This window comes from Nocardia sp. NPDC049707 (assembly GCF_040674855.1).
Lineage (GTDB): Bacteria > Actinomycetota > Actinomycetes > Mycobacteriales > Mycobacteriaceae > Nocardia.
This window is the reverse complement of the sequence record NZ_JBFANN010000046.1, coordinates 36840-61888: the sequence shown is the minus strand read 5'-3', so window position 1 is coordinate 61888 and position 25049 is coordinate 36840. Positions and strand designations below refer to the sequence as shown.

Genomic DNA, 25049 nt, shown 5'->3' with positions numbered 1-25049 from the left:
CCGTCTCGCGTCCGAGTCGTCGAAGCGCATGCGACGAAGTCGCGAGTCTCGACGGCGCCGCTAGCGACTGCTTGCAGGTCGCTCGAAAGGGTCAGCCGCGAGACACCAGGGGGCCGCGAACACGCCGCGCCCGCGCGGCCAAAAACTCAGTCGGTGACGAAACCGTTCAGGCTGCCGTGCAGATCGGCGAGTAGGGCGCGGGCAGCGGTGAGCCCGTCACCGTGCCAGACGGTGTCCTCGACCGCGAAGACGCGCTTATCGCTGGCGCCGCCGAGATCCTTCCATGCAGCGCTGCGCAGCACCTTCTTACCGTGTTCCTCGCCGGATTCGCCCGCGAAGATGACGTAGATGATGTCGCCCTCGACCTTGATCAGATCCTGCTCGGTCACGTCGAAGGAGGTGCCGCGCTGCGCGGTCGGCCGCTGCACGCCCACATCGGCGAGGATCTGTCCCGCAAAGCTGTTGCTGCCCTGGACCTGGTCCTGCTCGGCGGTGAAGCGGATCACCGATGCCTGGGTCTGGCTCGCTGCCAGCGCTTTACCGGTCTCGCGAGCCTCGGTGTGGTAATTCTCCAATGCTGTCGCTGCGGCATTGCTGCGGCCGAGACCCGCTGCGAGCGTGCCGAATTCGGCTTGCCAACCGCTGTCGGGATCGGCGAGTACGGTCGGCGCGATCGCCTGCAATGCGGCGAAACCGCCTGGGCCGCCCGGAATATCGCCGATGATCAGATCGGGGTGCAGGGCGGCGATCTGCTCGAGATCGGGCTGTGCCGCCGAACCGACCGTGGGAATCTTCAGTACGCCGTAACCGAGATACATGGGCTGCGAGCGGGGTCCGTCGATCGGAACCGCGCCGACGACCCGTTCCCACAGGCCGACGGCACAGGCGGCGTCCAATGCGGAGGTGGACAGCACCACGACCCGCTGCGGGTCGGCGGGCACCTCGGAGGTACCCGCGGCATGGGTGACGGTGCGGGTCTTGCCGTTCGACGGATCGGGTGCGCTCGGCAGCGGGCAGGCCCGCGTGGTGTCGCGCTCCAGGCCGACTACACCCGCGCCCGCGATATTCGTCGTGGTGCGAACGATCGAGCTGGCGTCGTCTTTCTGACTGCAGCCCGCGACGAGCAGTGCGGCGCAGAGCAGGGCGACCGCGCTGCCCCCGTGCCGGACCGCGCGATTCCAGGCGGTGCCGTGTCGAGGGAAGTCTGCGTTGTGGTCGCTATCGGTGCGGTTTCGGGTGCGAACAAGGGCGCTCACCGGCATGCGGGTGAGGGTACCGCGTGCGGTGGCTGTCGGGACGCGAAGGCCACCGCACGCGCGCACGTCGCCGCCGGAGCGCAGCCGCGACCGCGCGGAATCCCACTGTCGCACAGGGGATTCCGAACGGTCGACGAATCCGGCTACTTGGTGTTGCCGCCGATGCTGAAACGTGCCCCGGTCGGATCGGCGACCTGCGCGAGCCGGCCGTAAGGGGTGTCCTCGGGCTGGGCCAGCACGGTGCCCCCCAGCTCGACGACCTTCGCGACGGCGGCATCGACATCCCCGGCGCCGAAGTACACCTTCCAGCTTGCGGGCGCACCCTCGGGCAGGAAGGCCGAGTCATCCATGACACCGCCGAGCATCGGGGTGCCGGCGTGGATGGTCGTGTAGCGGAACTCCGGGGTGTCGGAAATGGTGAAGGTATCGCTCCAGCCGAAGACGTCGCGGTAGAAGTCGAGCGAGCGCGCGTAGTCGCGGGTGTGCAGTTCGAACCAGGACGGGATGCCGACATGGTTGCTCCAAGTGCCGCCCGAGGCGATGCCGATGGTCTCGAATCCGCCGAATGCGCCGGTCTGCCAGATGCCGACGCCCGCGCCGCCGACATCGGCGAGCACGGCCATCGCGCCGAGATCGCCCACATCCATGGGCGGCACGACGACCGCGCCGCCGTGTGCGACGGCCGCATCGGCGGTGGCCTTGGCAGCGGGTGCGGCGAGGTAGACCGTCCATTGATCGGGTCCATCGCCCCCATCCGCCGTCTTGCCCATACCGCCCGCGACCGCCTTACCGTCTTTGCGGAAGGTGATGTAGCCGCCGAACTCCTCGTCCGCGCGGTCGGCGGTCCAGCCGAACAGCTGGCCGTAGAAGGCAATGGCACCTTCCGGATCAGAGGTGTAGATGTCGACCCAGCACGGATCGCCGGTCTTGGGTGCGGTCATGAGTGGCCTCCTAGCCGAGAAATGGATCACTGTCACCGATAGAGACGGCGGCTGCCTGGGAAAGTCATCGCAGGAACACGGCCGGATTTCATGATCGCCGGGCGTGCGGGCACTGCCGCCCGAACTACGAAATACGACGCAGAGTAGGACCCGTGCGGATGGCTGCGGCCGCACCGTTTACGATCGCAGGAGCGCAAGCGAACTCCTCGTCTGTCCCCGGTAGTGGGGCGGATGCGAGCAGCGGAGCCTGCGGAGCGACCTAAAGGCACCTTTCAGGAGGATCAGTGACTGCCGTAGAGCCAAAGCCAGTCCCTCAGTTGGAAGCGACTCGGCCGTATCCGGCTCGGACCGGGCCGAAGGGCTCGTTCATCTACAAGATGGTCACCACCACCGACCCCAAGGTCCTCGGTGTCATGTACCTGACCACCGCGATGACGTTCTTCCTCATCGGTGGTCTGATGGCTCTGCTGATGCGTGGTGAGCTGGCCCGTCCGGGTCTGCAGTTCCTTTCCCCGGAGCAGTTCAACCAGCTGTTCACCATGCACGGCACGATCATGCTGCTGTTCTACGCGACCGCGATCGTGTTCGGCTTCGCCAATATCATCCTGCCGCTGCAGATCGGCGCACCCGACGTCGCCTTCCCGCGACTGAACGCGTTCAGCTACTGGCTGTACCTGTTCGGCGCCACCATGGCGACCGCCGGGTTCATCACCCCAGGCGGCGCGGCGGACTTCGGCTGGACGGCATATGTGCCGCTGACCGATATCCTGCACTCGCCCGGCGTCGGCACCGACCTGTGGATCCTGGGCCTGGCCGTCTCCGGCCTCGGCACCATCCTCGGTGGCGTCAATATGCTGACCACCGTCGTGTGCCTGCGCGCACCGGGCATGACCATGTTCCGGATGCCGATCTTCACCTGGAACATCGCCGTCACCAGCGTCCTGATCCTGCTCGCCTTCCCGCTGCTCACCGCCGCGCTGTTCGGCCTGGCCTACGATCGACACCTGGGCGGTCACATCTACGACCCGGCCACCGGCGGCATCCTGCTCTACCAGCACTTGTTCTGGTTCTTCGGCCACCCCGAGGTGTACATCATCGCGCTGCCGTTCTTCGGCATCGTTTCGGAGATCTTCCCGGTCTTCTCGCGTAAGCCGATCTTCGGTTACACCACGCTGGTCTACGCGACCCTCGGCATCGCGGCACTGTCGATCGCGGTGTGGGCGCACCACATGTACGCCACCGGCGCTGTGCTGCTGCCGTACTTCTCGTTCATGACCTTCCTGATCGCGGTGCCGACGGGTGTGAAGTTCTTCAACTGGATCGGCACCATGTGGCGCGGTCAGCTGACCTTCGAATCACCGATGCTGTTCTCCGTCGGCTTCCTCGTCACCTTCCTCTTCGGTGGTCTGTCCGGCGTCATCCTGGCCAGCCCGCCGCTGGACTTCCATGTCACCGACACCTATTTCGTGGTCGCGCACTTCCACTACGTGCTCTTCGGCACCATCGTGTTCGCAACCTTCGCGGGTATCTATTTCTGGTTCCCGAAGATCACCGGCCGCATGCTGGACGAGCGCCTGGCCAAGTGGCACTTCTGGACCACGCTCATCGGCTTCCACACCACCTTCCTGGTGCAGCACTGGCTGGGTGCGGAGGGCATGCCGCGCCGCTACGCCGACTACCTGCCCAGCGACGGATTCACCACGCTGAACACCATTTCCACCATCGGCGCCTTCATCCTGGGCGCGTCGATGCTGCCGTTCATCTGGAACGTCTTCAAGAGCTACCGCTACGGTGAGGTCGTCACCGTGGACGATCCGTGGGGTTACGGCAACTCGCTGGAATGGGCCACCACCTGCCCGCCGCCGCGGCACAACTTCTACGAGCTGCCGCGCATCCGGTCCGAGCGACCCGCGTTCGAGCTGCACTACCCGCACATGATCGAGCGGATGCGGACCGAGGCGCATGTGGGCTGGGGTTCGGGCAAACATGCGACCGACGTACACGAAGGCGCCTTGGCAAAGCACTAGGCGGTGGCCGGACATTCGTCCGTCCGAGCGCGCATAGCGTGAACCCTCCCAGGGGAGTGAGCAACTACGTCGCTCGCCGAGAGGTACCCGGCTATGCAGTAGCGTCACCAAGATGAGTGTGCACCTGCTGTTCGTCAGTGGGTGCACACTCATTTGTGGGAGAAGCACCGACCGAAGCGTTGCGACATCGGGGTCCAGCACAGCTACGGCACACAACTAACTTGGAGCACTTCAGTTGGCCGACACCACCGTCCTCGTCACCGTCACCGGGCCCGACCGGCCCGGTGTGACCTCCGTGCTGCTCGCGGCGATGTCACGGCATCACGTGAGCCTGCTGGATGTGGAGCAGGTCGTCATCCGTGGCCGATTGACCCTCGGCGTGCTGGTCACCTGCCCGGGCGATCCGGAGGCGCTGCAGGACGAGCTCGAAGAGGCGATGAATACCGTCGGCATGAATGTCGACGTCGAGGTCGACGCGCAGATCGGCAGGCAGCCGATGTCCACCCATGCGGTGGTCATCCTCGGCGCACCGGTGACCGCGCACGCATTCAGTTCGGTTTCTCGTCAGCTCGCCGCGCTCGGTGCCAATATCGACACCATCCGCGGCATCGCCGACTATCCGGTGACCGGTATGGAACTCCTGGTCACCGCGACCGATACCGGACCCGATTCCGATGCTCGGCTACGCACGGCGCTGGCCGAGGTCGCGGTCGCCGAACAGGTGGATGTCGCGGTGGAGCGAGCCGGACTGGCCCGCCGGGCCAAGCGGCTCATCGTCTTCGATGTCGATTCGACCCTGATCCAGGGCGAGGTGATCGAGATGCTCGCCGCGCACGCGGGGGTGGAGGATCAGGTCCGCGAGGTCACCGAGGCAGCCATGCGCGGCGAAATCGACTTCGCGGAATCGCTGCGTCAGCGGGTGGCGACACTCGAGGGTCTGGACGAATCGGTGATCGAGGAGGTCGCCGACCGGATCGAGCTGACCCCGGGCGCGCGCACCACCATTCGGACCTTGCGCCGCATCGGATTCCGCTGCGGTGTGGTGTCGGGCGGCTTCCGTCAGGTGATCGAACCGCTCGCGCATGAACTGGAATTGGACTTCGTGCAGGCGAATACGCTCGAAGTCGTGGACGGCAAATTGACCGGCCGGGTGGTCGGGGAGATCGTCGACCGTGCCTTCAAGGCCACCGCGCTGCGCAAATTCGCGGCGGAGGCAGGGGTGCCGATGGAGCAGACCGTTGCCGTCGGCGACGGCGCCAATGACATCGACATGCTCAATGCGGCCGGACTCGGCGTCGCCTTCAATGCCAAGCCCGCGCTGCGCGAGGTCGCCGATGCGGCCCTGTCGCACCCCTACCTGGACGCCGTGCTGTTCATCCTCGGCGTGACCCGCGACGAGGTGGAGGCCGCCGATGCCCGCGACGGCGGAATCCGCCGCGTCCCGCTCGTCGGCAGCTGAGTGACGGCGGCGGGGTCGGTAGGCTCGCCGGTGGTGTCGCGCCTGCGCGGCGGTTTTCGTTGACGATCGAGGTGGCGTGATGTCGAGTATCCCGGAGGCCGAATTGTCCACGGGTGTCGAGGGATTCCGCATTCGGCAGGTCGAGCTGGCGCGCGGCTACGGCGGTCTCGGTGATCCCGAAGACCCCGCCATGGTGCAGGCCATGCAGATGGTGCTGCACATTCCCAAGGTCGATCCGCCACGGCGCAGCGCGCTGCTGGAGGCCGCGGCGGCGGCAACGGTGGCGCTGTGCCTGGATGAGCGAGTCGGGCCCGAGGGGGTCTGGGAGCAGCGGTTCCTGGCCTGGAAGCGGTCGCGGATCCGTAAGGTGGCGCGGCGGGCGCGCGGTGCGCAGTGGCTGGCCGTCAACGAGATCGACGGGGTGACCGTCGAGGTGGACGGTGCGCAGGCGCGGGCATTCGTGCCCGGACCGGTCGGCGAGGTCGATCCACGGATCAGGCGGCTGCAGATCAACGGCACCGACCTCGAACACGACGATCCCGGACCCGCGGATCCCGACCTGCCGGTGCTGTGGGTGAATGCGAAACTCGGCATGACGCTCGGCAAGGCCGCGGCCCAGGTCGGTCACGCCAGCATGTTGCTCGCCGGCGCGCTCACCGCGGACGAGGCCCTACGGTGGTCACAGCGTGAGTTCCGCTGCGCGGTACGCGAATCCGGACCGCAGCGGTGGGCGTCGCTGTGCGAGCAGGTGACGCGGGGACAGGCGGTCGCGGTGCGCGACGCCGGTTTCACCGAGGTCGCGCCCGGTTCGATAACCGTGATTGCGGTACCCGGACAATTGGGACAATACTGACCGCGCCGACGCCGCGCCCCAAGTGAATTGGCTCGCATCCGATTCACATTGCCGGTCCCACAAGCGATTACGCGGTGTCGATGTTTCGCTGTTCGGCATACGGGGATTCACCCGGGCCGATCTGGGTACGTTCGACGCACGAGGACTGTCCGCACGCCACCCGCCGGATGCCAGCATGATGACGACGCTGCTGGTGATACTCGCCGCTTGGGTAGGTCGTTCGATTCCGCTGGCGCTCATCGTCGCGCAGACTTTCCGCTGGACCGACGAGCCGCCGAAGAATCCACCGGGAGTGCTGCGCGCACCGTCTGCGGCGGCGCGTCGTCGCGGCCGAATGGCCACGTCGTGGCTACCGGCCAGGGGCGGTCATACAAAGACCGGGCATTTGAGCCAAGATGGAGCCCGTGCCGCAACCGGATCCCGATCTGCTAATTGATTTCACCGACGTGACCATCCGACGCTCGGGTCACACCCTCGTTGGCCCGGTCACCTGGCAGGTCGAGCTCGACGAACGCTGGGTGGTCCTCGGACCCAATGGCGCGGGCAAGACCTCGCTACTCCGCATGGCCGCCGCCGAAGTACATCCGACCTCGGGCATTGCCCATCTGCTCGGTGAGGTGATCGGTAAAACCGACGTCAACGAGCTACGACCGCGCATCGGCTGGTCCTCGGCCGCGGTGGCCAGCCGGATTCCGCGCGAGGAGAAGGTCAGCGATCTGGTGGTCTCCGCCGGTTACGCGGTCCTCGGTCGCTGGCGCGAGCGTTACGACGATGTCGATACCGACCGCGCCATCGATATGCTCGAAAGCCTCGGCGCCGAACATCTTTCCGATCGCACCTACGGGACCCTGTCCGAGGGCGAGCGCAAGCGGGTGCTGATCGCCCGCGCCATGATGACCGATCCGGAGCTGCTGCTGCTCGACGAGCCCGCCGCTGGCTTGGATCTGGGTGGTCGTGAGGAGTTGGTGGAACGCCTCGGCGATCTGGCCGCGGATCCCGATTCACCCGCCATGGTGCTGGTGACCCATCATGTCGAGGAGATTCCGCCGGGCTTCACCCACGGTCTGCTGCTGAATGAGGGCGCTGTGGTCGCACAGGGTCTGCTGCCGGATGTGCTCACCGCCGAGAACCTGAGCGAGGCCTTCCGCCAGTCGATTGCGCTGGATCGCGTCGATGGTCGGTACTTCGCGCGGCGCGCGCGGCGCTTGGGGCGGCACCGTTCGCGCTGAGCTGGGTCCGTGAGCTGGATTACGCCGTAAACCAAACGCGGGTTAGGGTGCAGTCGTGAGTGAGACGAAGGACGCACCGCAGCCGATGCTGTCGCCCAAGGACGCGTCGACGGTCATGCTGGTGCGTGACGGTGCCACCGCGCCGGAGGTGTTCCTGCAGCGCCGAGTCGGGGCCATGGCCTTCGCCGCTGGTATGACCGTATTCCCTGGCGGCGGTGTCGATCCGTCGGACGGGACCGCCGATATCGAATGGGCCGGACCCGAACCCGCTTGGTGGGCAGTGAAGTTCGGCACCACCGAGCCGAGGGCCAAGGCGCTGGTCGCCGCCGCCGTGCGCGAAACCTTCGAGGAATGTGGGGTGCTGCTGGCTGGGCCCACCGCCGAAACCGTCGTCTCGGATACCACCGGCTATCACGAGGCCCGGGGGCGGTTGGAGCGGCGTGAGGTGTCGCTTGCGACCTTCCTCGCCGAGGAGAAGCTCGTGCTGCGCGCGGATCTGCTGCGACCGTGGGCGAATTGGATCACCCCGGTGATCGAGCCGCGGCGCTATGACACCCGATTCTTCGTCGCGGTGCTGCCGCAGGGGCAGCTCGCCGACGGCGCCACCTCCGAGGCCGCCGAAGTGCAGTGGCGCACCGCGGCGGAGGAACTCGAGCGCTGGCGCGCGGGTACCGACGTGCTGTTGCCGCCGACCTGGTCGCAGCTGGATGCCATTGCCGAATTCGCTTCCACCGCGGAGATTCTGGCCGTCGACCGGGTGATCGAACCGATCATGCCGGTGCTCGCCGGTGACAACGGGCGGCAGCTGCTCCAGTTCCCGGACAACCAGCGATATTTCGCCGGACTGCCGGATACCAGCCGGCTCCGGGGATCCGCGCGTCCGTGAGGCAGTAGGTTTCCTGCCATGGCCGAATTCGTGACCCTGGAGTTGCCCGAGGATCCCGCCGTCCGTGGCGTCGCTGTCCTGCGGATCGACCGCCCGCCCTTGAACCTGCTGAATGCGCAGCTGGTGCGGGAGGTGGCCGAGGCGGCGGCGGATGTCGCCGCGCGGCCCGGGGTCGCGGCACTGGTCGTCTACGGCGACGAGCGGGTCTTCTGCGCGGGCGACGACGTTGCCGAACTCGCCGGTCTCGGCCCGGATCAGGCCGAAGCCATGGCCGCCGATCTGCAGGCGGCACTGGGCTGCCTGGCCGAGGTGCCCCAACCCACCGTCGCCGCGATCAGCGGCTACTGCCTCGGCGGTGGCCTGGAACTGGCCCTCGCCGCCGACCGCCGCATCATCGGCGACAACGTCAAACTCGGTCTGCCGCAGATCAAAGCCGGTCTCATCCCGCTCGCGGGCATTCGCCGCCTGGCACTGCTGATCGGCACGGGCCCGGCCAAAGATCTCGTCTACACCGGCCGTTTCGTCGACGCCGATGAGGCCAGCGCCCTCGGCCTGGTCGACGAGGTCGTCGCCCCCGACGATGTCTACACCGCAGCGCTGCGCTGGGCCCAACAGTTCACCGACGGCCCCACCCGCGCCATAGCCGCCGCCAAGGCCGTCTTCGAAGCAGGCCCGCACGGCCTCGACCGCGCCCGCACCGAATGGACCGCCCTCTTCAGCACCGAAGACCGCAAGATCGGCACGGAGTCCTATCTGGCCGACGGTCCTGGCTCGGCGGCTTTCGCTGGGCGTTGACAGGTCGGACCTGCTCGATGGCGCCGTGGCTGGACCGGTCGATGCGGCGGCATGGGTAGCAAGTCGTTTCCGGCCCGGCTGTCGTGGGCGGACGCGTTCATTGGGCCGTGTCTGGTTCTGCCGGGTGAGCTGGACCGGGTCGATCCGCGCGCGGGCCGCCTGTTGTTTGCGGTGACAGGCATCGGGAACGTGGCGTTCGTCGGGCTTGCGGCCGATCCGCCAGCCGGACTCGATCGAACCGTGGCTGGACCGCCGGTACATCGGTGTCGAACTGTCCGGCTGACGGTTCGGGTGCGCCCAGCTTGTCGGTTACTGGGCAGTAGCCCAGGACCTGCGTCGCTGCGATCGGATCGGTGGGATTGGTGAGTCCGAGCGGGATCGGAACCATAAACAGGAACACGTTCCTGAGTGGCGAGTGATGGGACTTCCGTGGCATTCGATGATGGTGCGTGCGGCTCGAGCCCCAGCTCGCTGGCTGCATCCAGTGAGATCGGGGTGTGCGGCGAGACCAGTCGGCAGGTCCAGAACCAGAACGAGTCTCGGAGGGAAGGGGCGGTGAGGCGAAATTGGTTCCAACGCACCGGTCCGCTGCAAACGTGTGGTCGAGGGTTGGCTAGGCTTGCCCACCATGACGGTCCACCCCGATGACCCGGCGCCGAACCCGCACGCCACCGAGGCCGAGGTCGAAGCAGCGCTGAAGGATACGAAGCTCGCTCAGGTGCTCTATCACGACTGGGAAGCCGAGACCTACGACGACAAATGGTCGATCTCCTATGACGAGCGCTGTATCGACTATGCCCGTGGTCGGTTCGATGCCGCGGTCGGGCCCGCGCCGCTGCCGTACGAGCGTGCGCTGGAACTGGGCTGTGGCACCGGCTTCTTCCTGCTGAACCTCATGCAGGGTGGCGTCGCGAAGTCCGGTTCGGTCACCGACCTGTCACCGGGCATGGTGAAGGTCGCGCTGCGCAATGCCGAGAACCTCGGACTCGATGTCGACGGCCGGGTCGCCGACGCCGAGACCATACCGTACGAGGACGACACCTTCGACCTTGTCGTCGGCCACGCGGTGCTGCACCACATCCCGAATGTGGAACTGGCGCTCAAGGAGTGCCTGCGCGTGCTGAAGCCAGGCGGGCGTTTCGTCTTCGCCGGTGAACCGACCACCGCCGGCAACTTCTATGCCCGCTGGCTCGGTCGCATCACCTGGAAGGCCACCACCACGGTGACCAAGCTGCCGGCACTGTCGGGGTGGCGGCGGCCGCAGGCCGAACTGGACGAGTCTTCGCGCGCCGCGGCGCTGGAGGCGGTCGTCGACCTGCACACCTTCGATCCGAGCGACCTCGAGGCCATGGCTCGGCGCGCGGGTGCCACCGAGGTCAAGGCGAACACCGAGGAATTCGCGGCGGCGCTGTGGGGCTGGCCGGTGCGCACCTTCGAGGCGGCCGTGCCGGACGAGAAGTTGACCATGGGCTACCGGATGGCCATGTACCGCGCGTGGCTGCGGCTGAGCTGGTTGGACGAGAACGTGATGCGTCGGGTGGTGCCGCGCCAGTTCTTCTACAACGCCATGATCACCGGCGTGAAGCCGGGCGCTGCCGGCAAGTAGTGAGTTACCGCTTCGGCCGCGAGGATGTCGTCTTCCTCGGCAGCGCGGCGGGTAGCGCCGCGCTGACCGAGGTGGACCGGCTGGAGCTGACTCCCGCGACACGTCTGCGCGATGTGGAGCGGGTGCGGCGCGAATTCGGCGAGCGCTCCGGCGCACTCGTGGAAACGGTGCGCCTGCGCCGTCGCGCCGCGGCCAAACTCATCGATACCGAGCAGTGGTTGTTCACCGATGACGCATTGCAACAGGCGACACCGACGCTGGTGGCCCGCCACCGCGCCGTGCGGCTGTCCGGACGCGCCGTGCACGATGTAACCTGCTCGATCGGCGCGGAACTCGCCGAGCTGGCTCGCACCTGCCCGTCGGTACTCGGCAGCGATCTCGATGATGTGCGCCTGTCCATGGCCGCACACAACCTCGCAGCATCCCGGAATGTCCTGCTGGCCAAGGCCGATGCTCTCGTCCCGTGCAGCACCGGCACCGTCGTCATCGCCGATCCGGCTCGCCGCGCGGACGGCCGGCGCACCCATGATCCGGCGAAACTGCAACCCCCGCTGCCGGATCTGCTTGCGGCCTATCCCGGCCGCGACCTGGCCGTGAAATGCGCTCCCGGGCTGGACTTCGACCGCCTGAACTGGCCGGGTGAAGTCGAGGTTGTCTCTCTCGACGGTGCGGTCCGCGAGGCCTGCCTGTGGTCGCCGGGCCTGTCCGACACCGGCGTCACCCGCCGCGCGACCGTCCTCACCGCCCGCGGTAAATCCGTCGCTTACACCGATGCCGCCCCCGACCAGATTCCGGAACAGCCGCCCGGCGAGTGGATCATCGACCCCGACGGCGCCATCGTCCGCGCCGGTCTGGTCCGTCACTACGCCGCCGAACACGGCCTCTGGCAATTGGATCCGCAGATCGCCTACCTGACCGGCAATACCGTCCCCGACGGTGTCCGCGGCTTTCGCATCCTGGAACGCCTGGAATTCCGCGAGAAAACCCTCCGTCAGGAATTGTCCCGCCGCAACTGCGGCACTCTGGAAATCCGGGTCCGTGGCCTCGATATCGACCCCGACGCCCTGCGCAAACGCCTCAAACTCCGCGGCACCCACCCCTACACCCTCATCCTCACCCGCCTGTCCCGCACTGCCGCCGCCTTCCTCTGCGCTCCAACCCCACCCGCGCGGTAGTCGAGCCGGCGAACTGCTCGCGGCGCCGCTGCCGATCAGGAGGCTACCGCTCGGGCTTGAAAGCGAAGACCTCGCCGATGCGGGTAGCGAGGACCACTTCCCCCTTGGGGCCGATGGAGGTGCCGGTGGTCGTGCCCTTGGCATTCGGGAGAACGTCGGAGTCGACGGTTGTTCCGGTCTTGGTGTCGAACGTGATCAGGTTGATCCCGTCGCCGATGGCAGCGGCGGTGTAGCCGATATCGCCCGCGGACTGGACGGGAGTGCCGCGCAGGGTGAGATCCTTACGCTCCCAGACGATTTCGGCGGCGTCGCCCTTATCGCGCAGGGCGAGCAGATGGCCGTCGTCACCGGCCGGGATGATCAGGCCGTCGCTGGAGACCGAGATGCCGCCGCGCGGCGCCCAGTCCAGGGGCTGCACCCATTTGGTTCGACCGTTGGCGGCGTCGACCGCGATGAGGCGCTTGGAGTTATCGCCGACATAAACGGTGCTGCCGTCCGTGGACAGCGTCGGGCTGGTCGCGCTGCCCTCGGTGAGCAGGTCCGCGCTCCATTCCTGCCGGATCTTGTTGTCGGCGTAGCGCAATGCGACCAGTGCGGCGGTCGGCTTGCCCGGCTTCCACAACGTGACGAAGAAGCGGCCGCTGGACACCTCGATCGGTGAGATATTGGCGACCGGGCACTGCGGTCCGCCGACCGCGCAGTCGTCGAGCCCCTGCGCCGACGCGGGGCGGGTGAGATTCGGGTACTCGAGGAAATCGGGATCGCCGAGCAGTTGGGTGGTACTGACGACGCGCTCACCGGTCTGGCGGCTCAGCACGTCCATCTGACCGGACTGGGTGACGGTCAGGATGTTCCCGTCGCCGGTGAACTGCATCGAAACCGGTACGCCCGCAACGGGAGTCCGCCAGCGCGGCTGCCCGATCGAGTTGAACGCATTGACCCCGCTGTCATCGCCGACGTAGACGTTGGTGCCGCTGTCGACCACTGAGGGCGCGGAGATCGCGTTCGGTCCCAGCGGGTTGCAGAAGCGCTTGCGGCCGGTCGGCATCTGCAGCGAGAGAATGGCGCAGTTGTCGGCGGTCAGGGTGGTAACGAACAACTGCCCGTCCGGGCCGATCGTCACGCCTTCCTCGATTGGCCCGCCGACCGGTCGCGACCAGCTCAACGACACTTTGCGCGAGCCGGCGACCGGGCTGACACCACTGTTGCGGCCATCGTTGTGTGCCGCGGTCCAGCCATTGCCCGATCCGACGGTGATGTCGTCGACGTCGGTGCCGCAGCCCGTCAATGCCAGTGCGCCGATCGCCGCCACGGCCGCCGCCCGCAGCCGGGACACGCGCGCCGGATTGGCCAGTACGCCGCCGCTTCGCACCTGCTGCACTCCTGTCGTCGTCGCCCGCTCGGGACGTGACCGAAAGCGTGTCGTCCCCGGTACGCGCACCACCCAAGTCGGGTTGCCCGCGTGGAGGTTCGCCGCCGCCGTCGGCGGCGCAGCAGTCACTGTACGGGAGGGTCGGTCGACGTTGTACGGGTCCCGGCGGTGTTTTCCGACGGGATAAGCTCAAGCCATCGCGACCGGGCCGGTCGCGACGGAAGGACCACGACAGGAGATGAGTTCGTGACGAGCATGTGGGGCGCACCGTTGCGCTCGCGGTGGCGCGGCTCGCGCCGCCGGGATCCGCAGCAGGCGCGATTTCTGACGCTGGCGTCGCTGCGCTGGGTCCTCGCGAACAAGGCGTACACGCCTTGGTACCTGGTGCGGTACTACCGGCTGTTCAAATTCAAGGCGGCCAATCCGCATATCGTGCTGCGCGGCATGGTCTTCCTCGGCAAACGTGTCGAAATCCACGCGACACCCGAACTGAGCCGGATGGAGATCGGCCGCTGGGTCCATATCGGCGACGGCAATGCCATTCGCTGCCACGAGGGTTCGCTGCGCATCGGCGACAAGGTCGTCTTCGGCAAGGACAATGTGGTCAACACCTACCTCGATATCGAGATCGGTGAATCCACGCTGGTCGCGGACTGGTGCTACATCTGCGACTTCGATCACCGCATGGACGACATCACCATGCCGATCAAGGACCAGGGCATCGTCAAGAGCCCGGTCCGCATCGGCCCGGATACCTGGATCGCCGCGAAGGTGACCGTGCTGCGAGAAACCCGCATCGGCCGCGGCTGCGTCCTCGGTGCGCACGCGGTGGTCAAGGGCGAGATCCCGGACTACAGCATCGCCGTCGGCGCGCCCGCCAAGGTCGTCAAGAATCGCAAGGCGACCTGGGAGGCCGGTGCCGAGGAGCGCGCCAAATACATTGCCGCGCTGGAAGATATCGAACGCAAGAAGAACGGCGCCACGCAGTCGGCATAAGCGAACGCAGCGAGGCGCAGGCGTGAGCGCCACCGACCCGAGATCTGGCATGGACCCGGGGCTTGTGCCATCTCCGACGTCGAGTCGGCCGCTGCGCGTCGGTGTCAGTCGGTACGGTCACGGCATGAACAGCTACGCGGCGCTATTGCGCGGGATCATGCCGACGAACCCCAATATGAAGGGGGAGAAGCTGCGCGGGGTGTTCGAGGGGCTCGGATTCGAGAAGGTCGCCACGGTATTGGCCAGCGGCAATGTCGTCTTCCGTACCGCGGACACCGATATCGCGAAGCTGGAAGCCCGCATCCAGGACGCGCTGAACAGCGAACTCGGTATTCCGGGCGGCACCATCGTCCGCACCCACGACGAACTGCTAGACCTGCTCGACACCGATCCGTTTCCTGGCCTCACCCACGGTCGCGGCACTTACCTCATCGGGACCTTCCTCAAACAGGCCCCGCCGAATGTCGCCGAAGAGTTGCGCAAGCACGCCGAACCCGGCGTCCGGATCGTCGGCTATGACACCGCCGCCCGCGTCGTCCTCTCGGTTATCGACAACACCGAACCGCGCACCCCGAACTTCATGGCCTGGCTGGAGAAGTCCTACGGCAAGGAGATCACCACCCGGACCTGGCTCACCATCCAGAAGATCGTCAAGAAGATGGGGAGCTAGGCGCGTTACTTCGGATCGCGCTCGGGGAGTGGGCGTTCGACGATGGTGGGACGGCCGAGGGGGTTGCGGACGCGGCGTTTGGCCGAGGAGTAGACCAGGGCGGTTTCGGCGGCCACGACATCCCAGGCGAAGTCGGCGGTGAGCCGTTCCCGCGCCGCGTAGGCGCGGTCCTGGGCGGCGGCCGGATCGTCGAGGGTGGCGCGCACGGCTTCGACGATGCCGTCCACATCGGCCGGTTCGAAGGATGCGCCGGTGACGCCGTCGATGACGGCCTCGCCGAGACCACCCGCGGTGGAGGTGATCAGCGGGGTGCCTGCGGCGGCGGCCTCGAGCGCGACAATGCCGAAGGGTTCGTAGCGGCTCGGCAGCACGATGGCATCGGCACCGTGCAACCAGCCGAGCAGTTCCTCATGATCGAGCTGACCGGCGAAGGTCACCGCCCGCGCGACCCGATGCACCCTGGCGCGTTCCCGCAGCCATTCGAACTGGGTGCCGATACCGGCGATGGTCAGTGTGGTGCCGGGGTGGGCGCGTCGGATGCGCGGCAGCGCGGCGATCGCGTCCTGCACGCCCTTCTCGTACTCCAGCCGACCCACGTAGAGCAGCCGCGGTGGACCGGTGCGCGGTGCGCGCGGCCGAAAGGTCCACGCGCCCACATCGATTCCATTGCGGATCACCGTCATCGGAATCCGCTCGGGCCCGTAGAGCCGCTCCACCTCGTCCTGCATGGACGTCGAGCAGGTGATCAGCGCATCCGATTCATTGGCCAGCCACCATTCGACCGAATGCACCTGCTTGTTGACCCGACCCGAGACCCAACCGCTGTGCCGCCCGGCCTCGGTGGCATGGATGGTCGACACCAGCGGCACGTCGTAGTACTCGGCCAGCGCGATCGACGGATGCGCGACCAGCCAATCGTGTGCGTGCACGACATCCGGGACCCAGCCGTCGCCGATGCCGGGTTTGCCGAGCGCGACACCGGCGCGGACCATCGCGTGGCCCATGGCCAGCGTCCAGGCGAGCATGTCCTCGCCGAAGTCGAAGCACGGCGGATCCTCCGCGACCGCGACCACCAGCACGCCCTCGGCGATGAAGGAATGAGTGGGGTGGGTCGAGGAGTCGGTGCCGGAGGGGCGGCGGGCGAGCACGACCACTTCGTGACCGGCCGCGGCCAGTTCGACCGCCAGGTGATGCACATGGCGGCCCAACCCACCGACCACAACCGGTGGGTACTCCCACGACACCATCAAGATCTTCATGAATGTCCTTATCAGGCGGAGTCTCGGTCCGCGATCGCCAGTCGCCGAGCGTCCAAACTCGGGAAGAACCCGTCGGCCGCCCCCCATCCTGCCGCCAATTGGTGTGCTTTGGCGACATGCCCCGCACCGATGGCGGCCGCGATTTCCCGCACGGCGTGGGCGTGTCGGTGCGCGCGGTCGCGTGCGTAGCCGGCCGCGGAGTCCTTGCTGACCATGAAGGCCCAGTCACTGGAAACGGTGAGGATGGCCTCGCGCAGCAGCTGATCGGCAACCGGGTCGCGCAGCGCGGCACCGCTGTTCGCGGCCCGCGTTTTATCGACCGTATCGAGGGCGAGCCGGACGATATCGTCGTTCAGTTCTACCAGATCTTTGACCTGGTCACCGGCCCACACGCGCCAATCCTTACCCGAACCCCAGGACGAATCGGCCAGCGGCACCGGCTCGCCGACGAATCCGCGCGCCCTGGCATCGGCCAGGGTGCCGACCGTGACGCCCGCCTCGGGCAGTGCCCGCAACACCTGAGCGAGCCACTGCGGACCCTCATGCCACCAGTGCCCGAACAGTTCGGTATCGAATGCGGCGACGACCAGGGCCGGACGTCCGATACGCGCGGATTCGTCGATGAGCCGTTCGCGCACGGTACGCACGAAATCGTCGACATCGCGAACCACCGCCGCGGCCGCCAACTCCGGGTCGTATGGGGCCTTGTCCGGACCGGCTACCGTTTTGCCGGTGACGCGGGCGGGCTTGAGACCCGTCGCGTGGTCATAGTGATGGAAGTCACGGTAGGCGCTCTGGCCTGGATAGCCGGACTTGGGCGACCAAACCCGGTAGCTCACTTGCAGATCCCGCCCGAAGGCCACCACATCCGATTCCCGAACCGGGCGGCCCAGGGTGGTATCGCCGCGCAGTGCCGGTCCATCGACCATGAAATGTGTCACACCCGCGGCCGCGTATTCGGTCTCCATACCGGGGGTGTAACCGCATTCGGGCGCCCAGATGCCGGTCGGGGTGTGGCCCCAGCGCTGCTGGGCGTCGACGAGGCCCTCGGTGAGCTGGAAGGCGCGCAGTCGCGGGTGCAGCAGCGGCTGGAACGGATGCGCGAGCGGACCGCCGAGCAGTTCGATGGCCTCGGCGTCGATGAGCTGTCGCCATACCGGTGCCGCGCCGTGGCGCCAGTGCTGTTCGAATTCCGCCAGCCCCGCGGCGGCCAGCCGGTGCTCATGTCTGCCGAGGGCGATATTGCCCGCCATCGCGGCCTCGTCGGCGCGTAGCTGCCAGTTGCCGAGCCAATGATGCATGCCGGCAAGGCAATGCGGATCGTCCAACTGGGCGGCGAGCACCGGCGTGATGCCGAGGCTGAGCAGATGTGAACGACCTTCCGCGGCAAGGGTTCTCAGCACATCGACGACCGGAAGGTATGAGGCGGCCCAGGATTGGTAGAGCCATTCCTCGCCGACCGGCCAGCGGCCGTGGTGGGCCAGCCAGGGCAGATGGGAATGCAGGACCAGTGTGAACTGGCCGGGAACACTCACGGCTTCACCGCGATGGCGACCAGATCGAGGCTCGCATCGATATCCTCGGTGCGCAGGGTGAAATCGTCGATCGCGACCGCGGCGACATCGGCGGTCAGCTCGGCGGGCCACGGTTCCCCGGCCAGCGCGCGCTCGATCTGCGCATCGATGAACGAACCACCGTGCTTGGCGTCCAACGCCTCGAGGGTCGGCCCGTGATGCACGCCGGTCATGAGCGTGACCCGCAAACCCGCGTCGACGAGCAGTTCGGTGAGTTCATCGGCGTTGAGTTCGCGGGTGTGGAACGGGTTGAGCGGAGTATCGCGGCCTGGCGAGAAGGTGATCCGGTTGGGTGTGCTGATCAGCAGTTCGCCACCGGGGCGCAGCACTCGCCGACATTCCCGGATGAATTGGCCCTGGTCCCAAAGGTGTTCGATCACTTGGAAATTCACCACGACGTCGACCGACTCGGCCTCCAGCGGCAGCGCGGCGAGGTTGCCTTGGAGCATCTCGACGCGCGGGTAGCGGGCGCGCACGTGCTCGACCGCGCTGGTGTCGTAGTCCAGACCGATCACCTTGGTGGCCACGTCGGCGATCATGTTCGCGCCGTACCCCTCCCCGGATCCGGCCTCCAGCACGGTCTTTCCGGCACATCGCTCGAGCAGGCGCGCATAGACGATCTCGTGCCGACGGAACCAGTAGTTCTCCTCGGCGATGCCGGGTACGGTCCGCTCGCCGGTCAGTGGCAACGGCTCCATGGCCGACTCGGCAATAATGCCCGGGGTTGGGCCTACTGCGGCAGGGATCACAGCCTCGCTCATCGCTCCGACGTTACTGGTACGGCGGGCGCACATTATCGCCAGGACCACCGTTGTGAGAGAGTAGCAACTAAGTTACCCATGGGTAACTTAACGTAGGGTAGTGTCACGCCCTGAGCTACTAACAAGGACGTACGGCCGAGCTCGTGCGACCACCACACACGTGTAACCAGAACAGGAGGTCGACGAAGACCGATGCCGAACATCGTCGTACTCATCAAGCAGGTACCCGACACCTGGTCCGAGCGCAAGCTGACCGACGGTGACTTCACCCTCGATCGCGAGGCCGCCGACGCCGTCCTCGACGAGATCAACGAGCGTGCCGTCGAAGAAGCGCTGCTGATCAAGGAGGCCCAGGGCGGCGAGGTCACCGTGCTGGCCGCCGGTCCGGACCGGGCCACCGATGCCATCCGCAAGGCGCTGTCCATGGGCGCCGACAAGGCTATCCACATCAACGATCCGGCGATCCACGGCTCCGACGCCGTGCAGACCGCCTGGGTGCTGGCCAGCGCGCTGGGCCAGGTCGAAGGCGTCGAGCTGGTCATCGCGGGCAACGAGGCCACCGACGGTCGTTCCGGTGCTGTCCCCGCGATCATCGCCGAATACCTCGGCCTGCCGCAGCTGACGCACCTGCGCAAGCTGACCGTCGACGGCGACAAGATCACCGGTGAGCGGGAGACCGACGAGGGTGTGTTCAAGCTGGAGGCCACCCTCCCGGCCATCGTCAGCGTCACCGAGAAGATCAACGAGCCGCGCTTCCCGTCGTTCAAGGGCATCATGGCCGCGAAGAAGAAGGAAGTGCAGACCTTCACGCTGGCCGACCTCGGCGTCGACCCGTCGACCGTCGGTGTCGCCAACTCGGGCACCGCCGTCACCGCGGCCACCCCGAAGCCCCCGCGCACCGCGGGCGAGAAGATCGCGGACGAGGGCGACGGCGGCACCAAGATCGCCGCGTACCTGGTCGGTCAGAAGATCATCTGATCCCGCTCGGACTAGGAGAGAACACAAATGGCAGAAGTACTTGTGCTCGTCGAGCACGCCGACGGTGCGATCAAGAAGGTCAGCACCGAACTGCTCACCGCCGCGAGCACACTGGGTGAGCCCGCCGCCGTCGTGACCGGCCCGGCCGGCACCGGCGAGAAGCTGGCCGACGCGCTGGCCGCCGCGGGTGCCGCGAAGATCTACATCGCCGAATCCGACGATGTCGAGAACTTCCTGGTGACCCCGAAGGTCGACGTGCTCGCCGGTCTGGTCGAGTCGGTGTCCCCGGCCGCCGTGATCGTCGCCGCCACCGCCGAGGGCAAGGAGGTGTCGGGCCGCCTCGCCGCGCGCATCGGCTCCGGCCTGCTCGTCGATGTCATCGACGTCAAGTCCGACGGTTCGGTCGTGCACTCCATCTTCGGTGGCGCGTTCACCGTCGACGCCAAGGCCACCGGCGATGTGCCGGTGATCTCGGTGCGTCCGGGCGCCGTCGAGGCCACCGCCTCGGCCGGTGCGGGCGAGAAGGTGACCGTCGAGGTGCCCGCGCAGGAAGAGGGCGTCGTGAAGGTGATCTCCCGCGCGCCGGTCGTCGGTGGTGACCGTCCGGAGCTCACCGAGGCGAGCATCGTCGTCTCCGGTGGTCGCGGTGTCGGGTCCGCCGACAACTTCGCGGTCGTCGAGGCGCTCGCCGATTCGCTCGGTGCCGCCGTCGGCGCCTCGCGTGCCGCGGTCGATTCGGGCTACTACCCGGGCCAGTTCCAGGTCGGTCAGACCGGTAAGACGGTATCCCCGCAGCTGTACATCGCCCTCGGCATCTCCGGCGCCATCCAGCACCGTGCCGGTATGCAGACCTCGAAGACCATCGTCGCGGTCAACAAGGACGAAGAGGCCCCGATCTTCGAGATCGCGGACTACGGCATCGTCGGCGACCTGTTCAATGTCGCCCCGCAGCTGACCGAGGCTGTGAAGGCGCACAAGGGCTGATCCCGCGCTGTTCGAGTGGCCTCGGCTGGAAACAGCCGAGGCCACGGGTGTTTCCACGGCTATCATTGCGGCATGTCGCTGCCCCGTATCGAGCGTCCAGACTTGCCCGAGCACATGACATGGGAGGAACTGGAGCGTCTGCCCGAAGAGATTGCGGAACAGATCGAGCTCTGGGAAGGGCGCGTGGTGTGGATGCGCCGCGGTCCTCGGGAACATCAGCGGTTCAGCCGCCGTATCGTTCACGAAATCGAGCGGTGTGCGCGCGAAACCATGTCGGAGCGCCCTGGAGCCTGCTGGGAGGCGGAGTTCGAGACCAACGTTTTCCTCGGAACGAGCGGAAAATCTGACTTCCTCACCCCAGACTTCCTCGTGTTCCGTTGCCTCCCGCCCTACCAGGACATACGGGCCGCCGACACACTGCTTGTCGGTGAAGTGCTTTCACCGTCGAACTCCGGGCCCGATATGGAGGCCAAGAAAGGCCGGTATGCGAAGGCCGGGATCCCGTGGTACTGGGAGGTGAAGCTCGATTCCGATGTCAGTGCCATTGCGAGGATTCGCGCATATGGCCTGGAGACCGGGTACGGGCCTTTGCCTGATCGGGTCACCCCGTTGCATCCGGTTGAATATCGGCTCGTCGGTGAATGGGTGAACGACGGCGATGAGCGAGTGTCGTTCACGCACCCGTTCCCGATCGATATTCCGTGGACCGCACTCGCCTACTGACGGGGACGGTCTTCGGTCGGGATGCGCTCGCCCGCTATGCGACCGCGCTTGGTGGTCGACTTCGCCTGCCGATCGACTTCGATGACGGTGACATAAGATCAGGCGCACAAGGGCTGATCCTCACCGCGGCGGTTGAACGCTCGGACTACGGTCCGAGGCCATTCGCATCGGAGAGGCCCACGGCGGCAACGACTTTGGCGGGCCGATGCAATGAGGGAGGGACAAGCGCCTGAGACAGACGGCTGGAATCGCGCAGATGCGGCGGATCCGCAGGTCTGGTCATTGCTGGACGCATCCGATGGTGAGTACGCGTACTCCGCGCCGACCCTTGATCGGATCGAGGAATGGCTGAACGAGTGAAGACCCTAGCGGCGTAGCGCCCCGGCCGCTCACCGCTCCCAGGCGCTTCGGATCGCGGAGAAGTGTGTCAACGGCACGCTAATCCGGGCTCTCGCACATATTCGGTGATCGTCGGCCGCTGCGGTCAGCCCGAGATGCACTACTGGACAAGTGATCACGTGGAACTGACGGTGGCATCTCTCGGCCGATGCCGCCACCAGTTCCACCTGATCGGCCGACCAACGGCGCAGGGCGTGATCTGATGTGGAGGCGGATACTGTTGAGTGAGTGATCCTTTGGGGCGCGTCACGCAATGTGTGCCAGATCCATTTTTCATGTCCAAGTACCTCGCCGTGTATGGCTGGCAGCTCGAGACCCGCGACCGGGACATCAAAGAGATCTGGCGACTTCCGTATCCAGGCGGCCTACTCGGGCGGATCATGCTGCCCCTGGCCACCGATTATGTCGACTTCCCCGGACGCTTTCGTGACACACTCGTGGCTCTGGCCACGATTTACGATTCGGACCCGGCGCAACTAGCCGAACGAATCATTGCTGTTCGAGGTTGCCCGCCGGGCTGCCGGGGATGAAGCTCGTAAGAGCCGACAGAGCCCAGCACTGCTCGAGTGGCCACGGCTGGTAACTACCGTGGCCACTTGCGTCTTCATGCGGCCGCGTCCGATTGGGATAACCTGCGGATATGGCTGTTCCTTCGACTCGGATGCTGGTACTTGCCGTGGTGCGGCTGCTGGCGCCGGTGCACGGTTACGACGTTCGGCGGGAGTTGTTGTCCTGGCAGGCGGACAATTGGGCGAATGTGAAGCCGGGCTCGGTGTATGGCGCGCTGAATACCTTGCAGCGCGACGGGCTCATCGCGGTGGAGGGCGTCGGACAGGACGGGGCGCGGCCGGAGCGCACGACCTACCGGCTCACCGCCGAGGGGGAGAAGGTCTTTGCGCAGATGCTGCGCGACGCACTGTGGGATGCCGAGCAGCCGAAGCATCCGTACGCCGCGGCGGTCGCGCTGCTGCCGCAGGCGCCAAGGGAAGAAGTCATCGCCGCGCTGCGCAGCCGGATCAAGAAATTCGAGGCCGAACTCGACCAGTTCGATCGGGAGGAGCGCCGGATCATGGCCGGTAGCGGCGATCCGGCGGAGACCGAACCGCATCATGTCGCCGACGCGATCCGGTTGGCCTCCGAACATATCCGGGCCGATCTGCGGTGGTCGCAGAAAACGTTGGAGCGCATCGAAAGTGGCGAGTTGGAGGTCTGGGATCGGTTCCCGAAGCGGCTGGACGGCCGGAGTGTCATCATCGATTGATCAAGTCTGAATAGTAAAGCTTGACTATTTGGTTGATCGTTTCTACCGTTGTCCAGGTGGAAACGATCGACTCTGTTCGCGATCGCACCAGCACCTCGGTGATCCGGGTGCGCGGGCTGGCGCGGACGTTTGAAACCAAAAGCGGCCCTGTCCAAGCGGTTACGGGCGTCGACTTCGATGTGTACGAGGGTGAGATCCTCGGTCTGCTCGGTCCCAACGGTGCGGGCAAGACCACGACGCTGCGCATGCTCAGCACCCTCATCGCCCCGACCGCGGGCGAGGCAGTCATCTCCGACGCGGATCTACGGGCCGAGCAGCGGACCGTGCGGTCCCGCATCGGTTACGTCGCCCAGGGCGGAATGACCAATGACGATGCCCTGGTAATCGACGAATTGGTACTGCAGGCAAGGCTTTTCGGGCTGAGCAAGGCGCAGGCGACCGACAATGCCGAAGAACTGCTCGTCGCGCTCGACCTGGACGGACTCGGTCGGCGCACATGCAACCAGCTCTCCGGTGGCCAGCGCCGCCGCGTCGATATCGCGCTCGGCCTGGTGCACGGGCCGACGCTGATCTATCTCGACGAGCCGACCAGCGGCTTGGATCCGCAGAGCCGCGCGAATCTGTGGGAGCACATCCGGCGCCTGCGTGCGCGGGGCACCACAGTCGTGCTCACCACCCACTATCTGGACGAGGCCGATGCGCTGTGCGACCGCCTGCTGATCATGGACCACGGCAGCATCGTCGCCGAGGGCACACCCGACGAACTCAAGCGCCGCATCTCCGGTGACGTGTTGACCTTCGAAATCGAAGACGGCCATGCCGATCTCGCACTCCAGGTCGCCCAGTCGGTGCTCGAGGTGCGCTCGCTGGTGCGCTCGGAGGATGCGGGTGCGGGCCGGATCGGGGCGACGCTGGTGCATCTCACCGTGGATCGCGGCGACGCCGCGGTCGTCCCCTTATTGCGTGCCATGGACGAGCGCGGTCTCGTGCCGGGTGCGCTCACTGTCAAACGTCCCAGCCTCGACGATGTGTTTCTCACCATTACGGGGCGTTCGCTGCGGGAGGCGAGTCATTCATGAGATTCATGCGCGAGACCGGATTGATCTTCTGGTCCCAACTGCGGGCCAACCTGCGAAATCCGGTCTGGGTCCTGATCGGTCTGTCCCAGCCGGTGCTGTATCTGGTGCTGTTCGGGCCGCTGGTCAAAGGCATCGCACCGGCGCTCGGCGCGGATGCCGACCCGTGGAAGCTGCTCACACCTGCGCTGGTCATCCAAACCGGGCTGTTCGGTGCCATCTATGTCGGATTCAGCATTGTGGCGGAATTGCGCGCCGGGGTCGTCGAACGGCAGCGGGTCACGCCCGCGAGCCGAGGTGCGTTGCTGACCGGGCGTGTGCTCAAAGATATGGTCGTGCTGGTCGTTCAAGCGCTGGTGCTCGTCGGGGTTGCCATGGCCGCCTTCGGGGTTCGGCCGGATCCGCTCGGCGTGGTGCTATCGGTGTTGTTGATCGCGGTCATGGCGGCAGGTTTGGCCGCCGCGTCCTATGCGCTGGGGCTGTGGGCCAAATCCGAGGATGTGCTCGCCTCGATGCTCAATAGTCTCGCGGTGCCGCTGATGCTGCTGTCCGGCATTCTGCTGCCGCTGAGCGTCGGGCCGAGCTGGTTGCGCACGATCGGCAAAGTGAATCCGTTCTCGCACACTGTCGATGCGGCCCGGGCGCTGTTCCGCGGTGACTACGGTGCGTCCGAGGTGTACCTCGGAACCGGTCTCACCCTGGCCGTCGCGGCGGTGGCGATGGTGATCGGCGCACGCAGCTTCACCCGCGAGAACGCCTGACATCCGGG

Annotated in this window: 23 protein-coding genes; 17 read left to right on the top strand and 6 right to left on the bottom strand. The window is 66.6% G+C overall.

Annotated features, from left to right (window positions below):
* Positions 1–146: 146 nt before the first annotated feature.
* Positions 147–1262: an ABC transporter substrate-binding protein gene (locus AB0J29_RS30420; RefSeq protein ID WP_364793668.1), complete on the bottom strand. Its 1116-nt coding sequence runs from the start codon at positions 1260–1262 to the stop codon at positions 147–149.
* Positions 1263–1399: 137 nt separating this feature from the next.
* The gene (locus AB0J29_RS30415; protein ID WP_364793666.1) at positions 1400–2197 is read right to left on the bottom strand and encodes a VOC family protein; all 798 of its coding nucleotides are present in this window, start codon (positions 2195–2197) and stop codon (positions 1400–1402) included.
* Positions 2198–2481: 284 nt separating this feature from the next.
* Here AB0J29_RS30415 and ctaD point away from each other — a divergent pair, with 284 nt between their 5' ends.
* The 8 genes from ctaD to AB0J29_RS30375 all read left to right on the top strand — a co-directional run bounded on the left by ctaD (position 2482) and on the right by AB0J29_RS30375 (position 12227).
* The gene (gene ctaD, locus AB0J29_RS30410) at positions 2482–4224 is read left to right on the top strand and encodes a cytochrome c oxidase subunit I (protein ID WP_364793664.1); all 1743 of its coding nucleotides are present in this window, start codon (positions 2482–2484) and stop codon (positions 4222–4224) included.
* 235 nt (positions 4225–4459) lie between these two features.
* Positions 4460–5683 (top strand): phosphoserine phosphatase SerB, encoded by a 1224-nt coding sequence (serB, locus tag AB0J29_RS30405; protein ID WP_364498290.1) that lies wholly within the window; start codon positions 4460–4462, stop codon positions 5681–5683.
* Positions 5684–5873: 190 nt separating this feature from the next.
* Positions 5874–6536 (top strand): peptidyl-tRNA hydrolase, encoded by a 663-nt coding sequence (locus tag AB0J29_RS30400; RefSeq protein ID WP_364793684.1) that lies wholly within the window; start codon positions 5874–5876, stop codon positions 6534–6536.
* A gap of 395 nt (positions 6537–6931) precedes the next feature.
* A complete protein-coding gene (locus AB0J29_RS30395) occupies positions 6932–7765 on the top strand; it encodes an ABC transporter ATP-binding protein (protein WP_364793662.1) in 834 nt (277 codons plus the stop codon).
* A gap of 85 nt (positions 7766–7850) precedes the next feature.
* Positions 7851–8651 (top strand): NUDIX hydrolase, encoded by an 801-nt coding sequence (locus AB0J29_RS30390; protein ID WP_364793682.1) that lies wholly within the window; start codon positions 7851–7853, stop codon positions 8649–8651.
* Positions 8652–8669: 18 nt separating this feature from the next.
* The gene (locus AB0J29_RS30385; RefSeq protein WP_364793660.1) at positions 8670–9446 is read left to right on the top strand and encodes an enoyl-CoA hydratase-related protein; all 777 of its coding nucleotides are present in this window, start codon (positions 8670–8672) and stop codon (positions 9444–9446) included.
* A 628-nt stretch (positions 9447–10074) separates the two neighbouring features.
* The gene (locus tag AB0J29_RS30380) at positions 10075–11052 is read left to right on the top strand and encodes a methyltransferase domain-containing protein (RefSeq protein WP_364793658.1); all 978 of its coding nucleotides are present in this window, start codon (positions 10075–10077) and stop codon (positions 11050–11052) included.
* A complete protein-coding gene (locus AB0J29_RS30375) occupies positions 11052–12227 on the top strand; it encodes a class I SAM-dependent methyltransferase (protein ID WP_364793656.1) in 1176 nt (391 codons plus the stop codon). The genes AB0J29_RS30380 and AB0J29_RS30375 overlap by 1 nt, the downstream gene beginning before the upstream one ends.
* A gap of 43 nt (positions 12228–12270) precedes the next feature.
* Here AB0J29_RS30375 and AB0J29_RS30370 read toward each other — a convergent pair whose 3' ends face one another.
* A complete protein-coding gene (locus AB0J29_RS30370) occupies positions 12271–13599 on the bottom strand; it encodes a PQQ-binding-like beta-propeller repeat protein (RefSeq protein WP_364793654.1) in 1329 nt (442 codons plus the stop codon).
* Positions 13600–13845: 246 nt separating this feature from the next.
* Between AB0J29_RS30370 and AB0J29_RS30365 the strand changes: the two genes are divergently transcribed.
* Both AB0J29_RS30365 and AB0J29_RS30360 read left to right on the top strand, forming a co-directional pair.
* The gene (locus AB0J29_RS30365; RefSeq protein ID WP_364793652.1) at positions 13846–14595 is read left to right on the top strand and encodes an acyltransferase; all 750 of its coding nucleotides are present in this window, start codon (positions 13846–13848) and stop codon (positions 14593–14595) included.
* A gap of 124 nt (positions 14596–14719) precedes the next feature.
* Entirely contained in the window at positions 14720–15265 is a 546-nt protein-coding gene (locus tag AB0J29_RS30360; protein WP_364793650.1) for a DUF1697 domain-containing protein, read from the top strand.
* 5 nt (positions 15266–15270) lie between these two features.
* Here the strand turns inward: AB0J29_RS30360 and AB0J29_RS30355 are convergent, their stop codons facing one another.
* The 3 genes from AB0J29_RS30355 to AB0J29_RS30345 are packed head-to-tail and all read right to left on the bottom strand — an operon-like array spanning position 15271 to position 18796.
* Positions 15271–16524, bottom strand: coding sequence for a glycosyltransferase family 4 protein (locus tag AB0J29_RS30355; RefSeq protein WP_364793648.1), 1254 nt, complete (start codon positions 16522–16524; stop codon positions 15271–15273).
* A gap of 11 nt (positions 16525–16535) precedes the next feature.
* Positions 16536–18059, bottom strand: coding sequence for a glycoside hydrolase family 57 protein (locus AB0J29_RS30350; RefSeq protein WP_364793645.1), 1524 nt, complete (start codon positions 18057–18059; stop codon positions 16536–16538).
* Positions 18056–18796, bottom strand: coding sequence for a class I SAM-dependent methyltransferase (locus AB0J29_RS30345; RefSeq protein WP_364793680.1), 741 nt, complete (start codon positions 18794–18796; stop codon positions 18056–18058). The genes AB0J29_RS30350 and AB0J29_RS30345 overlap by 4 nt, the downstream gene beginning before the upstream one ends.
* Positions 18797–19051: 255 nt before the next feature.
* Here AB0J29_RS30345 and AB0J29_RS30340 point away from each other — a divergent pair, with 255 nt between their 5' ends.
* The 7 genes from AB0J29_RS30340 to AB0J29_RS30310 all read left to right on the top strand — a co-directional run bounded on the left by AB0J29_RS30340 (position 19052) and on the right by AB0J29_RS30310 (position 25041).
* Complete coding sequence (locus AB0J29_RS30340) at positions 19052–19837, top strand: electron transfer flavoprotein subunit beta/FixA family protein (protein ID WP_364793643.1); 786 nt, start codon at positions 19052–19054, stop codon at positions 19835–19837.
* A gap of 27 nt (positions 19838–19864) precedes the next feature.
* On the top strand, positions 19865–20821 hold the full coding sequence (locus tag AB0J29_RS30335; protein WP_364498322.1) for an electron transfer flavoprotein subunit alpha/FixB family protein: 957 nt from the start codon (positions 19865–19867) through the stop codon (positions 20819–20821).
* 72 nt (positions 20822–20893) lie between these two features.
* Positions 20894–21544: a Uma2 family endonuclease gene (locus AB0J29_RS30330; protein WP_364793641.1), complete on the top strand. Its 651-nt coding sequence runs from the start codon at positions 20894–20896 to the stop codon at positions 21542–21544.
* Between the two features lie 623 nt (positions 21545–22167).
* A complete protein-coding gene (locus AB0J29_RS30325; RefSeq protein WP_364793639.1) occupies positions 22168–22473 on the top strand; it encodes a hypothetical protein in 306 nt (101 codons plus the stop codon).
* Positions 22474–22583: 110 nt separating this feature from the next.
* Positions 22584–23204 carry a PadR family transcriptional regulator gene (locus AB0J29_RS30320; RefSeq protein WP_364793637.1) on the top strand — a complete coding sequence of 207 codons (621 nt, stop codon included), beginning with the start codon at positions 22584–22586 and terminating at the stop codon, positions 23202–23204.
* A 56-nt stretch (positions 23205–23260) separates the two neighbouring features.
* On the top strand, positions 23261–24283 hold the full coding sequence (locus AB0J29_RS30315; RefSeq protein WP_364793635.1) for an ATP-binding cassette domain-containing protein: 1023 nt from the start codon (positions 23261–23263) through the stop codon (positions 24281–24283).
* Positions 24280–25041, top strand: coding sequence for an ABC transporter permease (locus AB0J29_RS30310; RefSeq protein ID WP_364793633.1), 762 nt, complete (start codon positions 24280–24282; stop codon positions 25039–25041). Before AB0J29_RS30315 ends, AB0J29_RS30310 begins: the two co-directional genes overlap by 4 nt.
* Positions 25042–25049: the final 8 nt, after the last annotated feature.

Excerpts from the sequence above, each read along its gene's own strand:
- AB0J29_RS30330 (WP_364793641.1), top strand. The coding sequence starts at position 20,894 with ATGTCGCTGCCCCGTATCGAGCGTCCAGACTTGCCCGAGCACATGACA.
- AB0J29_RS30345 (WP_364793680.1), bottom strand. The coding sequence starts at position 18,796 with ATGGAGCCGTTGCCACTGACCGGCGAGCGGACCGTACCCGGCATCGCC.
- AB0J29_RS30380 (WP_364793658.1), top strand. The coding sequence starts at position 10,075 with ATGACGGTCCACCCCGATGACCCGGCGCCGAACCCGCACGCCACCGAG.
- AB0J29_RS30310 (WP_364793633.1), top strand. The coding sequence starts at position 24,280 with ATGAGATTCATGCGCGAGACCGGATTGATCTTCTGGTCCCAACTGCGG.
- AB0J29_RS30335 (WP_364498322.1), top strand. The coding sequence starts at position 19,865 with ATGGCAGAAGTACTTGTGCTCGTCGAGCACGCCGACGGTGCGATCAAG.
- AB0J29_RS30390 (WP_364793682.1), top strand. The coding sequence starts at position 7,851 with ATGCTGTCGCCCAAGGACGCGTCGACGGTCATGCTGGTGCGTGACGGT.
- AB0J29_RS30320 (WP_364793637.1), top strand. The coding sequence starts at position 22,584 with ATGGCTGTTCCTTCGACTCGGATGCTGGTACTTGCCGTGGTGCGGCTG.
- AB0J29_RS30385 (WP_364793660.1), top strand. The coding sequence starts at position 8,670 with ATGGCCGAATTCGTGACCCTGGAGTTGCCCGAGGATCCCGCCGTCCGT.
- AB0J29_RS30415 (WP_364793666.1), bottom strand. The coding sequence starts at position 2,197 with ATGACCGCACCCAAGACCGGCGATCCGTGCTGGGTCGACATCTACACC.
- AB0J29_RS30420 (WP_364793668.1), bottom strand. The coding sequence starts at position 1,262 with ATGCCGGTGAGCGCCCTTGTTCGCACCCGAAACCGCACCGATAGCGAC.
- AB0J29_RS30395 (WP_364793662.1), top strand. The coding sequence starts at position 6,932 with ATGGAGCCCGTGCCGCAACCGGATCCCGATCTGCTAATTGATTTCACC.
- AB0J29_RS30400 (WP_364793684.1), top strand. The coding sequence starts at position 5,874 with ATGGTGCAGGCCATGCAGATGGTGCTGCACATTCCCAAGGTCGATCCG.
- AB0J29_RS30355 (WP_364793648.1), bottom strand. The coding sequence starts at position 16,524 with ATGAAGATCTTGATGGTGTCGTGGGAGTACCCACCGGTTGTGGTCGGT.
- AB0J29_RS30360 (WP_364793650.1), top strand. The coding sequence starts at position 14,720 with ATGAACAGCTACGCGGCGCTATTGCGCGGGATCATGCCGACGAACCCC.
- AB0J29_RS30340 (WP_364793643.1), top strand. The coding sequence starts at position 19,052 with ATGCCGAACATCGTCGTACTCATCAAGCAGGTACCCGACACCTGGTCC.